This is a genomic window from Pseudomonas sp. 300, assembly GCF_055803035.1.
In genome coordinates, this window is record NZ_JAVLRV010000002.1 from 404,130 (window position 1) to 417,822 (window position 13,693).

Sequence of the window (13,693 nt, forward strand, 5' to 3'; positions counted from 1 at the left end):
TCAATAGCGCTCGAAGCCGCGCTGCAGTTCCCAGTCGGTGATTCGCCGGTCGTACTCTTTCTGCTCCCACTCGGCGGTGTGCACGTAGTGCTCGACCACTTCATCCCCGAACGCCTCGCGCAACATGCTCGACCCTTTGAGTGCTGTGCAGGCATCGCGCAGGGTTTTCGAGACTTCCGGCAACTGTTCGTCGAGGTAGGCGTCGCCCTCGAACGGCGCCGCGAGCTCGAGCTTCTCGTCGACACCGGCCAGGCCCGCCGCGATCAGCGCGGCGAAGGCCAGATAAGGGTTGAGGTCGGCGCCGCCGATGCGGCATTCGATGCGGATGGATTTACTGCCTTCGGCGCACAAACGAAAGCCGGCGGTACGATTGTCCCGGCTCCACACTGCCCGCGTCGGTGCGAAGGTGCCGGCCTGGAAGCGCTTGTATGAATTGATGTAGGGCGCAAGAAAACAGGTGATGTCGTTGGCGTACTTGAGCTGCCCGGCGACCCAGGCGCGCATCAGTTTCGACATGCCGAACTCGGCTTTCGCGTCGAAGAACAGTGGCTTTTTGGCGTTCTTGTCCCACAGCGAATTATGGATATGGCTGCTGGAACCGGCGGTGTCATAGCGCCACTTGGCCATGAACGTGATCGCCTTGCCTTGCAACTGCGCGATCTCTTTGCAGGCGTGTTTGATGATGACGTGATGGTCGGCCATGGTCATGGCATCGGCATAACGAATGTTGATTTCTTCCTGGCCGGGGCCCCATTCACCCTTGGAGTTTTCCACGGGAATGCCGGACGCTTGCAGATGCTTGCGAATCGCCCGCAGCACCGGCTCCTCGCGGGTGGTCTGCAGGATGTTGTAATCCTCGATGTAATGGCCGGCGGTTTTCGGTTTTTGATAATTGCGCTTGTGGATCGCCTCGTAGCTCTCATCAAACAGATAGAACTCGAGTTCCGAGGCGAACATGCCGGTGTAGCCGCGTTCGCGCAGGCGCTCGACCTGCCTTTTCAGAATCGCCCGCGGGCTGTGCGGCAAATCCTTTCGATGGTGATGATCGAGCACATCGCAGAGCACCAGTGCCGTGCATTCCAGCCAGGGCACGCGGCGCAGCGTGGACATGTCAGGCTTGAGGACGAAGTCGCCATAGCCTTTGCTCCAACTGGCCGCGGCGTAACCTGGCACCGGTTCCATGTCGATGTCGTCGGCCAGCAGGTAATTGCAGCAGTGGGTTTCTTCGTGGCCACTGTCGATGAAAAACTCGACCTGAAACCGCTTGCCGACCAGGCGTCCCTGCATGTCGACCATGCAGACCAATACGGTATCGATTTCACCAGCGGCGGCAGCGCGCTTGAGCGCGTCAAAACTGAGGAGGGGCTCGGTCATCACGTCAATCCTGCGTGAAAGGGTTGGGCCTGTCTGAGATAGCTGTTGCAGACGCTCTCCAGAACAACCAAAAACCCTGCAGAATCGAGCATCGTGAGCAATGAGCTGATCCAAGCTTAGCCTACTGTTGGATGGCGCAAGTTTTGGTGATCAAAACCGGTCCTTTCAGTTAGTCTGCGTTCGCGTCATCACCCACTGATCCGGAACCGAACATGATGAAAACCGTAGCCCTTGCAGTCGCCGTGGTGTTCAACGCAGTGTTCTTCTGCGCGCCCGCCGTTGCGGCTGGCGATGTTGACGCCGGGGCGAAACTGTTCACGCGGATCTGCGGTGGCTGTCATCAAGTCGGGGAATCGGCGCGGGGTGGCTTCGGCCCGCAACTCAACGGCATTTTCGGCCGTACTTCGGGTAGCGTGGCGGACTATCAGTACTCCGACGCGATGAAATCCGCCGGTATTGTCTGGACCCGCGAGACGCTGACGGCTTACCTCGAAGCGCCGAAGAAAGTGGTGCCCGGCACCCGGATGATTTTCTGGGGGCTCAGCGATCCGGAGAAGATCGAGGATGTGTTGGCGTACTTGCAGACGTTTCAGCCTCGGTAGCCCATCACTCCGTTATGCACAAATCCCCGGTGGCACGAATCAGTGCCTGACCATGCAACTGATCCTTGATCAGCGCGGACCGCGCTTTGGCCAGCCACTGAGCGCAGTTCGGGTCTTTGCGATAGGGCGCGAAATCGGCGTAGTGCTGCAACAGGCGATTTTGCAACTCATCCAGCCGTGGCCGGATCTGTTTGGCGAGGTCTGGCCGTGGCGTGTCAGGCGCCTTGCCCGCCGCTTGCCATTGAGCGAGCAGTCCATATTGCACCAGCTTGTTGGCCTCAACCTGCGCGGCGATCAACTCGGCGATTTCGTCCGGGTTCAATTTTCGATCCACGGCCATCTTCCTGGCGTTGGCAATGACTTGCGCTTCCCGCGCACTGTCGAGGATCGGTTTGCCGCTGTCCCATTTGGTCAGCGCAACCAGATCACCCATGCTCAGGCGTTCGTTCATCGCCATCAGCAGCGGTTGCAAACTGGCCGGCGCCGGGGAGGGCATGCCGGCTTGCGCGCCGCAAGCGAGCAAACCGGACAGGGCGCAGGTCAGCAGCAGACGTGGGGAGCAAAACATGGGCAAACCTCATTGGATACGGACTCGCAATCAGGTGTTATGTATCACAGGTGTGCCAGTGGCATTAAGGGGCGCTGATTTATTTGTGCACGAAAAAGCCCGGCGGGTGAGGCCGGGCTTTTTGTCGAGTGCCGCGGTAGGGCTATTCATTCATGCGGCGCGGCTTTCGATCAGGCGGTCGGAACCGCCTTCGGCGACGCGATTCTCGATCAGACGATCCGAAACATCATGGCGAGTGGATATCTGCGCGAAGGTGATTATGCTTCAGGGATCCTTGCAGTGATGTGAGGCGGTCAGCCTGTTGCCAGGCTTTGCCCAATCCGTAGTCCGATAACTTCAGCCCCAGGGCCTGGGTGCGACGATGGTAGTGAGGTGCTCCGGCCTAAAACAAGAGCAAGACGGAGAAGACTGATGGCCGTAATCGATAACACCACCACGGGCAACGCGCCCAACCACGGAATCACCAGGGAGGAGCGCAAGGTCATCTTCGCTTCGTCCTTGGGCACCGTGTTCGAATGGTACGACTTCTACCTTTATGGCTCCCTCGCCGCGATCATCGCCAAGCATTTTTTTGCCGGCGTCAACGAGACAACCGCCTTCATCTTCGCGCTGCTCGCGTTCGCGGCGGGGTTTGCCGTGCGGCCTTTCGGCGCGATTGTGTTCGGCCGACTGGGCGACATGATCGGGCGCAAGCACACCTTCCTGATCACCATTGTCATCATGGGTATCTCCACCGCCATCGTCGGTTTTCTGCCCGGCTACGCGACCATCGGTGTGGCGGCGCCGATCATTCTGATCACACTGCGCCTATTGCAAGGCCTGGCGCTGGGCGGTGAGTACGGCGGGGCAGCGACCTACGTCGCGGAGCACGCGCCGAAGGGCCGGCGTGGTTATTTCACCTCGTGGATTCAAACCACCGCGACCCTCGGTCTGTTCATGTCGCTGCTGGTGATCCTTGCCTGCCGCACGATTCTTGGTACTGAAGCCTTCGAGGCCTGGGGCTGGCGGATTCCGTTTCTGCTGTCGATCCTGTTGCTGATCGTCTCGGTATACATCCGCCTGCAACTCAGCGAGTCGCCGGTGTTCCTGAAAATGAAGGCCGAAGGCAAGGCGTCCAAAGCTCCGCTGACCGAATCCTTCGCCCGTTGGGACAACCTGAAAATCGTGATCATGGCGCTGCTGGGGGGTACTGCCGGCCAAGCTGTTGTCTGGTACACCGGGCAGTTCTACGCGCTGTTCTTCCTCCTGCAAATGCTCAAGATCGATCCGCAGACTGCCAACCTGCTGATCGCCGGCTCGCTGCTGATCGGCACGCCGTTTTTCGTGATATTCGGCAGCCTGTCCGACCGCATCGGCCGCAAGGGCATCATCATGGCCGGTTGTATTCTGGCGGCGGTGACCTACTTCCCGATCTTCCATGCATTGACCCAGTACGGTAACCCCGACGTGTTCACGGCCCAGGCGAAAAATCCGGTCACGGTGGTGGCTGATCCTGACCAGTGCTCGTTCCAGTTCGACCCGGTGGGCAAAGCCAAATTCACCAGTTCCTGCGACCTCGCCAAGACGGTGCTGGCGAAACGGGCAATCCCCTACAAGAACGAGAAAGCCGAACCGGGTACCGTCGCGCAAGTGCGCATCGGCGACAAGGTGATCTCGAGCTTCGAGGGCACCGGCATGCCGGCCGCCGACTTCAAGACCCGCAACGACGCCTTCACCGCCACCCTTGGCACCGCGCTCAAGGACGCCGGCTACCCTGAGAAGGCTGACCCGGCCAAGACCAATTACCCGATGGTGCTGCTGCTTCTGACCATCCTGGTGATCTACGTGACCATGGTCTACGGCCCCATCGCCGCCTGGCTGGTGGAACTGTTCCCGGCGCGTATCCGCTACACCTCGATGTCGCTGCCGTACCACATCGGCAACGGCTGGTTCGGCGGCTTCCTGCCGACCGTGGCATTTGCCATGGTCGCGGCCACGGGGGATATCTACTACGGGCTGTGGTATCCGATCGTCATCGCGGTAATGACGGCCATACTCGGTACGTTCTTCCTGCCGGAAACCAAGGATCGGGAAATTCATCACACATAAGCCAGGTGGTTGCCCTCTTTGGCGGGGTAGAGGGCAACCTTTAAATAGCTCGACTGACTCATTTACGTGACGCAGAAAAAAGCCCGGCTGATCAGGCCGGGCTTCTCGTTGAGTACCGCGATAAAGCTATTCATTCATACCGCGCGGCTTTCGATCAGACGGTCGGAACCACCTTCGGCAACGCGGTTTTCGATCAGACGGTCGGAACCACCTTCGGCAACGCGGTTTTCGATCAGACGGTCGGAGCCACCTTCGGCAACGCGGTTTTCGATCAGACGGTCGGAACCACCTTCGGCAACGCGGTTCTCGATCAGACGATCCGAGCCACCCTCAGCCACACGACTTTCAATCAGACGATCCGAGCCGCCTTCAGCGACAACCGGGTGAGCAGAAGAAGCGGCAAAAGCGTTAACTGCAAAAACCGAGAAAGCGATGCTGAGCAAGAGTTGGCGTTTCATGAGGGTGTGCTCCGGGGTGTCGTTGTTGGGTATGGAGGCGATGTTACGCCCCGGAGTTTTTAAGAGAACTTCATTGAATTGATGGTGACTATCGACGTCAGCAATGGATGGATGGGAGAGCGCGCACAAGCAGAGTTTGAACCTTTGGGACGCACCTTCGGTACAACGCAATCAAGCCTCACGAATCTGACTGACGCTCGTCAGCTGCCCATTCCAGACCATCTCGTAATGCGCCGCCTGAATCACCGATAAAACCGGTTTCGGCGTCATCAATGCCCAGCAATAACGGCCGTGCATCCGCACCGAGTTATAACGAAGCCCGGGACAGCCAGCCTCTTTGACCCATTTCCCCAAACGACGGGAGTCGGTGTAATCGTCGGGATCATAAACAGGATCCGTCATCGAAATGGACGTCGCATCTTTCATCCCGGCCTCTACAAAAGAGCAGGACAACCCGCGGAAAACAAACCGCTCGTAGTTGAGGCTCGGGACGTTCGACCAATACAGGCTCTGATGATGCTTCACTTCAGCCAGCGCCGTTTCCAGGGTGTCTGCCAGATACAACACCCCGAAGCTGCCATCGCTGAACCGCGAACCTGCCGGGTTGACGTGGGTGAACGGCGCCGTCGCATAAGAGCAGCCGGGAATGCCGAACGGGATTTCACTGCGGCGAATCAGCTCAAGGCGACCCACTTCATTTTTCAGCCTCGGGTTGGTGAGTTCCTGGATCTGATACAGCACTTCAAACTCGTCCGCGTCCGCCACGTCATCAAACAACGCGACCGGTGGGAACTTGGAGTTGACCAGTCGATAGGCCTGCAATGGCTCGCCGGCAAGTGCTGCCAGCTCGCTCAGCTTCACCATTGCGCGCCTCGCAGCACGTCGATGCGCCGGAAGGTCTCATACAAGGAAATCATATCGCCCTGAGCCATGATCTCGAGCGGGGAGCGGCCGTTGAAGAAATCGTTGTCGTTGGCCATCGACGGGAAGCCGTAGACGTTTTCCGGGTTATCGAACACCAGGCGCAGCGCCGCGTGGATGTTGAGCACAAAACTGATGCGCTGCATCTGATCCGCATCCAGCGTCACGGCCCAGTCGGGATCGCGTTGGCGGGCTCGGGTATAGGTGCTGCGGGAAATGCGCAGGATTCGGCAGGCCTGATCGCTGGAGGCACGCCATTTATCGAGGATGCCGACAGCAGCGCGCAGTCCGGTTACGCACTGGCTTTTGGTAAAGGCTTGTTGCTGGAGAGCAACGGCCATGTTCAATACCTCAATTTGAATCTGTAGATAAGAAATTAAATAAAAAGCGTCTGTGGAGCAAGTTCGTCGCGACCGGTGGTGGCTGCTATCGTGATAAGCCTTCCCATCGCACGATTTCAGAGGAGGCGCACCATGGACCCTTTCACCGGCGGTTGCCTGTGCGGCAACGTGCGAATCGAGGCATCAGGGCGGCCATACCGGGTCGGCCTCTGTCATTGTCTCGACTGTCGCAAACATCATGGCGCGCTGTTTAACGCCTGCGCGATATTCCCCGAGAGCGCGGTGACGATCACCGGCGAAACACGCGACTACGCCGGGCGGTTCTTCTGTCCGCGCTGCGGCTCGTCGGTTTTCGCCCGCACCGACGACGAAGTCGAAGTGAACCTTGGCTCGCTGGATACCCCGGACCAACTGACGCCCACCTACGAAAGCTGGATTGTCCGTCGCGAGTCCTGGCTGCCAGCATTTGCGCTCAGTAGACGATACGAACGCGACCGTGAGGGCGCGGGACGTTTAGAAGACTAAGGACAACCGACCGCGCCCGTCCGGTCCTTGGCATTTACCTGGTTCAGCAAAGCCAACCCATTGCGCATTAACGTGCACGCTGCGGCTCGTCGAACAGGTTGGCGCCGATGCTCAGGGTGACCGGTTCAGGCGTGGCAAAAGTCTGCGAGGCGGCCTGGTGAAACGGCTCACGCAGCGCCCGTCATCCGGACATCGCCCTGTCGATTTTCCGGCGTCTCGTTCGACTAACGTTAGGAAATGCGCCTGATCACCCGCTACGTGCGCAGCGGTGATGTGCGCACAGGCACGTTCGAAGATGTCGAGCAGAAAAAACTGCCACATTCGTCCCGGCTGACTGCGCAGCGAGAATGAAAGGTCAGCCCCACTTCTGGAGAACCGAAATGGTCAGCAAAAACACGATATGCCTTTGGTATGACGGTACCGCACTGGATGCCGCGACGTTCTACGCCGAAACATTCCCGGACAGCGCGGTGAACGCTGTCCACCACGCCCCCGGCGACTATCCGGCGGGCAAGCAGGGCGACGTCCTGACGGTCGAGTTCACGGTGATGGGCCTCCCGTGTCTCGGTCTGAATGGCGGGCCGGGGATCAAGCACAACGAGGCGTTCTCGTTCCAGGTAGCGACCGACGACCAGGCCGAAACGGACCGGTTGTGGAACGCGATTGTCGGAAACGGCGGCCGGGAGAACGTCTGCGGCTGGTGCCAGGACAAGTGGGGCGTGTCGTGGCAGATCACCCCGCGGGTGCTGACGACAGCGATCACCCATCCGGATCGCGCGGTGGCCAAGCGCGCATTCGACGCAATGATGCAGATGGGCAAGATTGATGTGGCGGCGATTGAAGCGGCGCTCAGGGGTTAATCAGTTTGGCATGGGATTGGAGGCCTCATAAACGAGTGACTCGAGGCCGGTAGTGGAAATACTGAGCAACCCTGAGGGCTAGCGCCAACTCCACGACACCCCGACATACGCCGCCAGACCCTCACCCGGCGTGGACCGTGCCGCGTCCAGACCTTTGTCGTCGTAGCCCGGTGTCACGGTGGCGGCGTAACGCTTGCCGGTCAGGTTGCGCAGGTCCAGCCAGGTTTGCCAGTCGTCCTTGGGCGCGTTGTAGCCCACGGTCGCGCCGAAAATTGCATAAGGATCGGCGTAGTAGCTGTTGGCGTAATCCACCGCAACTTTGGACACCCACTGCGTATTGAGCGCGGCGAAGAAACCTTGGGGCCAGTCGTAGCGCAGTTCGCCCTGGTAGTAGTGCATCGGCAGGCCTGGCAGGCGGTTGTCGCCGAAGCGATCGTCGTCGCGGTAGTGGAAGTCGCTGAAGGTGTAGCTCTGGCGCAAGCTCAGTTGACCGCCATCATCGGGTGACCACAGAGTGCTCTGCAAGCTGGCCTCCACACCCTGATGCACGGTCGGGCTGGCGTTGAGTTCGTAAGGCGTGACGGCATTGGCATCCGGCAACACCGAGAGCAATTCGTGCTGCACCTGCGCGTAGTACCAGGCCAGGCTCCATTGCCCCATCGCGCTGTCGCCGCGGCCACCGATTTCGAGGGTGGTCGCGGTCTGGTTTTGCAGCTCGACCGGATCGCGCTGGGCGCCTTCTGCGGCACCGTTGCCTGCCGGGAAGCGAATGTTGGAGCTGTAGATCAGCGACCAGGGGTGCGGCGCTTCGACCGAACGGCTGAGATTGCCGAACAGCTGCAAGTCCGGCGTCAGCTGGTAGCGCAGGCCCACGCGTGGTGCGTAGTCCCAGTCGTTGAGGCTGGTTTTGCCGCCACCTTGCGGGAAGGTCACGGCGCTTTCGCGGCGGGTGTAGATGGCCGCGAGGCCGGTGGTCAGCCACAGGTCGTCGGCGATCTCCAGATCATTGCCCACATGCAAAACGGTGTCGGAACCCTGGTAGGTGAAGTTGCGAATGGGCGTACCCGGCGCATAGCCGGCGGTGTTGCCGGTGGGGATGCGCACCGATTCGCTGGCGCCGGCATTGGGCAAGTGCTTGGTCACGCGCAGGCCCAGCGTGCTGTGGCTTTCCAGACCCCAGAGGGTTTCGCGACGCTTGTAGTCGAAGGTGCCGCTGACATCCGTGTACGCCACCTTCAAGCGGTTGGGGCCTTCGCGCAAGTCCATCGGATAGTCGTGGTAGACAAGGCCCGTCTGGATACTCGAATCGTCATCGATGTAGTAGGTGGTCTTGTTGCCGAAAAAGGTACTTCCCGGCTGCTCCCGGCGGTCGTCCCGCGTCACGTAGGCGGGGTTGGCCGCCCGTGGGTCGTGCTCGATGGCGTGCTTGGTCACCCGCCCGGCGAGGTCGTTGTCGGTCTGGCGATAGCGCAGGTAGAAGCGTGTTTCCAGGTTCGGGTTGAAGCGATAGCCGAAGTTGGCGATCACGCCCTGGCTTTCGCTGGCCGTGTGGTCCTGGTAGCCGTCTGCGCGGGCATCGGTCGTGGACACGTAATAATCGAAGTCGCCCAGCACTTGCCCGGAGCTGACCTGGCGCTGCTGATAGCCGTGGCTGCCCATGGCGTAGCGCACCTGCAACAGCGGTGCGTCGTAGCCGGTGTGGCTGATGTAATTGATGGCGCCGCCCAAGGCCAGTGCGCCCCTGTCGAAACCGTTGGCGCCGCGCAGCACTTCCACATGGTCGAGCCACAGCGGTTCCAGCAGTTCGTAGGGTGTGCCGCCCGGACCGCTCAGCGGCAGACCGTCGAGCATAGCGTACAGCCCCGAGGCGTGGGCGCCCGGTGCACGGTTGATTCCCGAGCCACGGATCGAAATTTTCACCCCTTCATTGCCCGCAGACTGGGCATAGACCCCCGGTTGATAAGCCAGCACATCCTGGTTGCTGGCCACGCGGCCCTGCAGGGGACGGCGCAGGTCGACCACATTGGTGCCGCCGGGCACCTGGGCAAGCCGGGACTTGGCGTCCTCGACCGATGGGTTTTCGCCGCTGCGCTCCTCAGCCTGGATCAGCACTTGTCCCAGCTCCAGGCCTTCGGCCTCGGCCATGGCCGGACAGGCAAATGCCAGCCCCAACAACGCAGCGGGCAGGGATTTGGGCGAGGGCATCGAGAAAACTCCAGACAGACAAGAACGGGCAGTGAGAACTGCGACGTATGAACTAACGAGCGAAACACATGGCAATTTTGCTTTTGTGGGATTCTCCATTCGGCGCGTAACATTATTGCCTCATGCACTCAGCGCCAGTGCACAGCAGGTGTCTGATTAACAGGACTGCTACTCATATCAGGGAGACACCGAGATGGTCGAAGAGATTTTGAAGTCCAAGCTGGCCAATTTTCTGGTCACCGACGCCAGTGTGAATTACGACACCGTGAGCGATCTATACGCCGAAGCCGAGAATGGTGATGTGGACGCGGTGGCCGATGTGCTTGAGGCCTTCAGGCACGCATACGGAGGACTTTGGGTTGGCGGGAAGGTGGAAGTGACCCACGCCGTGGTTCGCTTGAGCGCCAATGCTCTGAATCGCGTCGTTCAGGAGGGGACCCTGGATATTGAACTGCCACTGGAGTTGGTCCGGAAAGTCAGCGTTGAAGGTGGGTTTGTCACGAAGATCGTCCGTCTGGACACCGACGCCGGCAGCGTTAAATTTCGCTGTTTTGGTGCGAAGGACATCGCGGCGCTGATAGAAAAAACGGCCCTCTCACGAGCGTCGATACGCGCTCGGTAAGCCCCAACTATTGATTACTCAATGTAATAAGTGAAATTCAATTCAGGGGCTCTATCGCTGTCTTCTCTAGTAATAAGATGGCTCCGTCAAACCATCCCTACTGGAGAATCGCATGAAAAAAACCATTATTGCCGCCCTGTTAGCCGCTGCCGCTAACTATGCCAACGCCGGCACGGTATTGGTCGTACTGTCGGATCAGGCTCAACTGGACCTGAAAGACGGCAAGGTTATGCAGACAGGTTTCTTCCTGAACGAATTAATGCAACCGGTGCAGACCTTCGTCGCGGCGGGTCAAACCGTCGTATTTGCCACCCCTAGCGGCAAGGCGCCAACCGCGGACCAGAAATCCAATGATGTGAGCTTTTGGGGCGGCGATGAAAAGGCCCGTCAGGAAAGTCTCGCGCTGCTGGCCACGCTGAAGCTGACCTCGAAGAGCGACTCGCCGGCAATCAGCTTCGCGCAGGTTCAGAAAATCGGCTACGACAAGTTCGATGCCGTATTCGTGCCTGGCGGCCATATCCCGATGCAAGATCTGCTGAAGGACAAGCAACTGGGCCAACTGCTGACCAACTTCCATGAAAAAGGCAAGATCACCGGCTTCACTTGCCATGGCACCATAGCCATGTTGTCGGCGATCCCGGACGCGCACGGTTTTGTCTCCGCGCTGGAATCGGGCAAACAGCCGGCAGCGCCAGCCAATTGGATTTACAAGGGCTACAAAGTCACCGCCTTCACCGACGCGGAAGAGGAGCAGGCCAAAGGTTTCCTCGGCGGCGGCCATATGAAACTGTTCCCGCAGGATGGCCTGACGGCCGCCGGTGCTAACTTCTCCGAAGCCAAGCCATGGAGCGAGAATGTGATCGAAGACCGCGAAGTCATTTCCGGGCAGAACCCACAGTCGGCCAAGGCAGTCGCCGTGGCCATGCTGGCGAAACTGAAGTAATCCTGAGCGGCCCTTCCGGGCGAGCCGGGCCGTAGGTGCTGGGGGTCGATCTGCTTTGGCTCCAGCACCACCGTCTATCCCGACATGCTGCAAGCTTGATTATTTGCATTGCACCTGACTAACCAGATACCAAAGTCTTAAGCGACCGGATTCGACCCGGTGAGGCTTTGCCTCACTTGGAAGTCTTCAAAAAGGACGACGAACATGGATGTTGAACTGGCTCATAAGATTGAGGCCGCAGAAAGCGAGTATTTACGTTCGCGCGTTGAGAACCTGGCAGGGGTAAGCGGAAACCCTTATGGCGCACGTGTTTTTTTCAACGCAGACTTTCCGTGCTTTCAAGTGAACGCATCGCCTGGCCCAATGCTCAACCGCATCTACGGTGACATCGCCGGCGATCCCCTGGAAGTGTTGAGTTTGCTCAATGAGTCAGCAGAGCATTCGACCACGGGGCACTGGTTTCTCACCGAATAGAGTAAGCAAAGAAGCATGGCTGCCATTGGGTCGCTGCAACCGCGCTGGCCATCTCCCAAAGCCGCCGAAATCTGCAACGTGCCGGGTTAACGGCATCCCGTGCCCAAGCACAGCCGTACCGATTGAAAATCGTTTTTACACAGCCTGGGCCGGTAACAGCCATTCGTTCGTCGGCGAGGGATTTCTCTCATAATCCCTGCTGGCCCGTTTATTTTTGAATCCTCGGTCATGACGCAAACTGCTTTTTTGCTTTGTGGGCTGCTTTGCCGATCGCAAGACCTTAGTTGTCATTCTCGGTCGCTGAAAGCCAGGTATTCACCACCCGCCGATCCAGCTCCTCCCAGTCCGCCATGCCCAACACCCGTGTGGTATTCAACCCGCGCAAGTAACCGCGCAGTTGATTGGCGGTGGCCTGCGCCAACTCCGGATCGAACGCGTTTTCGCCCAGCAGTACGGTTTCGTACTGGATCAGGTACTCGGCGACCCGGTCACGGAAATCGGGCAAAACAGCGTCGCGGATCAAGTCAAAAGTTCTCAAGGAGAGATCCTCATCCATCTTTTTCAGTGGTGATTGAGTGTGTATCCGTTTGCGCGGCGCGCAACTATTGCTAGAGGTAATAGTGACCATCAAGAAACACAAGTTCTACTTTGATGGCAATACCCGGAAAATCACTTCCAACGACACACCATTCACGAAATCTGCGTGACGTGATGAACGAACCTTTCAGGATGAGACCGATGCGTCTTTTATTTGTGCCTGCCATGGCGATTGGCGCTTTGTTGCTCGCCGGATGTGCCTCCGCGCCGAACGACCCGACCCTGACCTTGCAGACCCGCAAGACCCCGGCTCAGTACGCTGAATGCGTCGTACCGAAATTGCAGAGCCAAGCGTTGAGCCCGACTGTCTCGCAAACCCAGCGCAGCTACCGCATCGTGGTGCCGAGCAAAGTTTCGGCGGACAACGTGCTGGAAGCCTACAAGGCCGGTAATGGCGGCAAGGTGTTCATCTACGAGCGGCACTTGCTGGCTTCGAACGTGTTGCCTTCGAGTTTTGAACGCGCCGCGCAGGATTGCATCTGACCCCGGTCGTAAACATTTTCTACAGAGCTCCTTTGGTTGGCCGCAACCAACCAATTTTTTGCCCCGCACCGCATTCGGTGGCGGGGCTTTTTTTGTCCGCGAATGAACGATAGCTGTTTTTCCCCTCGTCTAAATCGACAGGCCAAATCGATATTCCTTGCCTGTCCCTTCTTGCCCGGATGGATGCTCAATCAAGAAGCCACAGCGTTTGAGTACTTTTGCCGAGCCGATATTTTCAGCGTACACGTTGGCAACCAGTTGTTTAAGGTTCCAACGCAAGCGCGCCTCCTGGACCAGGTGCCTCACCGCCTGTGTGGCTAGTCCTTGTCCGCAAGCACTTTGTGCAATCCGATAGCCGACTTCTGCCGACCGCTGGGACGTGTCGATGTCTTTCAGGTTCGCTCGCCCGACTATTTTTCCGCCTGAATCTTCGATGACAAAGGGATGCCAGTTTCCGGCGGCATAACCAGACAAATAAGCCGTGATGTGCTCGGTGACGCCTCGTACCGAGTAAAAAGCAGCATCGCGCGCGTCGATGTGGCGCTCAAACCACTCGCGATTGTCCAGTTCAAATGTCAGCAATGCCTCAGCATCAGCGCTTTCCAGGGTTCGAATCCTGACGGGTTTCATAA

Annotated in this window: 16 protein-coding genes and 1 pseudogene; 8 read left to right on the forward strand and 9 right to left on the reverse strand. The window is 58.8% G+C overall.

Annotation, left to right across the window (positions count from 1 at the left end):
• Positions 1-1,374 (reverse strand): glutamine synthetase family protein, encoded by a 1,374-nt coding sequence (locus Q7W83_RS07965; RefSeq protein ID WP_150639338.1) that lies wholly within the window; start codon positions 1,372-1,374, stop codon positions 1-3.
• A gap of 212 nt (positions 1,375-1,586) precedes the next feature.
• On the opposite strand from Q7W83_RS07965, the gene Q7W83_RS07970 reads away from it, so the two are divergent.
• The gene (locus tag Q7W83_RS07970) at positions 1,587-1,976 is read left to right on the forward strand and encodes a c-type cytochrome (protein WP_473655882.1); all 390 of its coding nucleotides are present in this window, start codon (positions 1,587-1,589) and stop codon (positions 1,974-1,976) included.
• A 4-nt stretch (positions 1,977-1,980) separates the two neighbouring features.
• Here Q7W83_RS07970 and Q7W83_RS07975 read toward each other — a convergent pair whose 3' ends face one another.
• Both Q7W83_RS07975 and Q7W83_RS07980 read right to left on the reverse strand, forming a co-directional pair.
• Entirely contained in the window at positions 1,981-2,544 is a 564-nt protein-coding gene (locus Q7W83_RS07975) for a chorismate mutase (protein ID WP_150631523.1), read from the reverse strand.
• Positions 2,545-2,694: 150 nt separating this feature from the next.
• Positions 2,695-2,766: pseudogene (locus tag Q7W83_RS07980) on the reverse strand (phage infection protein); the annotation flags it as partial.
• Positions 2,767-2,955: 189 nt separating this feature from the next.
• Between Q7W83_RS07980 and Q7W83_RS07985 the strand changes: the two are divergent.
• The gene (locus Q7W83_RS07985) at positions 2,956-4,632 is read left to right on the forward strand and encodes an MFS transporter (RefSeq protein WP_150639339.1); all 1,677 of its coding nucleotides are present in this window, start codon (positions 2,956-2,958) and stop codon (positions 4,630-4,632) included.
• Positions 4,633-4,766: 134 nt separating this feature from the next.
• Here Q7W83_RS07985 and Q7W83_RS07990 read toward each other — a convergent pair whose 3' ends face one another.
• From Q7W83_RS07990 to Q7W83_RS08000, 3 genes are all read right to left on the reverse strand, one after another.
• Positions 4,767-5,090, reverse strand: a complete 324-nt coding sequence (locus Q7W83_RS07990) for a hypothetical protein (protein WP_150631525.1) — start codon at positions 5,088-5,090, stop codon at positions 4,767-4,769.
• A gap of 171 nt (positions 5,091-5,261) precedes the next feature.
• On the reverse strand, positions 5,262-5,954 hold the full coding sequence (locus Q7W83_RS07995; protein WP_150631526.1) for an RES family NAD+ phosphorylase: 693 nt from the start codon (positions 5,952-5,954) through the stop codon (positions 5,262-5,264).
• Positions 5,948-6,352 carry an antitoxin Xre-like helix-turn-helix domain-containing protein gene (locus Q7W83_RS08000; protein ID WP_150631527.1) on the reverse strand — a complete coding sequence of 135 codons (405 nt, stop codon included), beginning with the start codon at positions 6,350-6,352 and terminating at the stop codon, positions 5,948-5,950. Before Q7W83_RS08000 ends, Q7W83_RS07995 begins: the two co-directional genes overlap by 7 nt.
• Positions 6,353-6,484: 132 nt before the next feature.
• On the opposite strand from Q7W83_RS08000, the gene Q7W83_RS08005 reads away from it, so the two are divergent.
• Positions 6,485-6,877, forward strand: coding sequence for a GFA family protein (locus Q7W83_RS08005; RefSeq protein ID WP_150631528.1), 393 nt, complete (start codon positions 6,485-6,487; stop codon positions 6,875-6,877).
• A gap of 380 nt (positions 6,878-7,257) precedes the next feature.
• Positions 7,258-7,737, forward strand: coding sequence for a VOC family protein (locus Q7W83_RS08010; RefSeq protein WP_458377566.1), 480 nt, complete (start codon positions 7,258-7,260; stop codon positions 7,735-7,737).
• A 78-nt stretch (positions 7,738-7,815) separates the two neighbouring features.
• Here the strand turns inward: Q7W83_RS08010 and Q7W83_RS08015 are convergent, their stop codons facing one another.
• Entirely contained in the window at positions 7,816-9,942 is a 2,127-nt protein-coding gene (locus tag Q7W83_RS08015; protein ID WP_458377565.1) for a TonB-dependent receptor family protein, read from the reverse strand.
• A 193-nt stretch (positions 9,943-10,135) separates the two neighbouring features.
• On the opposite strand from Q7W83_RS08015, the gene Q7W83_RS08020 reads away from it, so the two are divergent.
• The 3 genes from Q7W83_RS08020 to Q7W83_RS08030 all read left to right on the forward strand — a co-directional run bounded on the left by Q7W83_RS08020 (position 10,136) and on the right by Q7W83_RS08030 (position 11,981).
• Positions 10,136-10,564, forward strand: coding sequence for a hypothetical protein (locus Q7W83_RS08020; RefSeq protein WP_150631531.1), 429 nt, complete (start codon positions 10,136-10,138; stop codon positions 10,562-10,564).
• Positions 10,565-10,676: 112 nt separating this feature from the next.
• The gene (locus Q7W83_RS08025) at positions 10,677-11,507 is read left to right on the forward strand and encodes a type 1 glutamine amidotransferase domain-containing protein (protein WP_150631532.1); all 831 of its coding nucleotides are present in this window, start codon (positions 10,677-10,679) and stop codon (positions 11,505-11,507) included.
• 204 nt (positions 11,508-11,711) lie between these two features.
• The gene (locus tag Q7W83_RS08030; protein ID WP_318181804.1) at positions 11,712-11,981 is read left to right on the forward strand and encodes a hypothetical protein; all 270 of its coding nucleotides are present in this window, start codon (positions 11,712-11,714) and stop codon (positions 11,979-11,981) included.
• Positions 11,982-12,261: 280 nt separating this feature from the next.
• Here Q7W83_RS08030 and Q7W83_RS08035 read toward each other — a convergent pair whose 3' ends face one another.
• A complete protein-coding gene (locus Q7W83_RS08035) occupies positions 12,262-12,519 on the reverse strand; it encodes a hypothetical protein (protein ID WP_150631533.1) in 258 nt (85 codons plus the stop codon).
• Between the two features lie 200 nt (positions 12,520-12,719).
• Here Q7W83_RS08035 and Q7W83_RS08040 point away from each other — a divergent pair, with 200 nt between their 5' ends.
• On the forward strand, positions 12,720-13,061 hold the full coding sequence (locus Q7W83_RS08040) for a YajG family lipoprotein (protein ID WP_150631534.1): 342 nt from the start codon (positions 12,720-12,722) through the stop codon (positions 13,059-13,061).
• 129 nt (positions 13,062-13,190) lie between these two features.
• Here Q7W83_RS08040 and Q7W83_RS08045 read toward each other — a convergent pair whose 3' ends face one another.
• Positions 13,191-13,691: a GNAT family N-acetyltransferase gene (locus Q7W83_RS08045; protein ID WP_150631535.1), complete on the reverse strand. Its 501-nt coding sequence runs from the start codon at positions 13,689-13,691 to the stop codon at positions 13,191-13,193.
• Between the last annotated feature and the right edge of the window lie 2 nt (positions 13,692-13,693).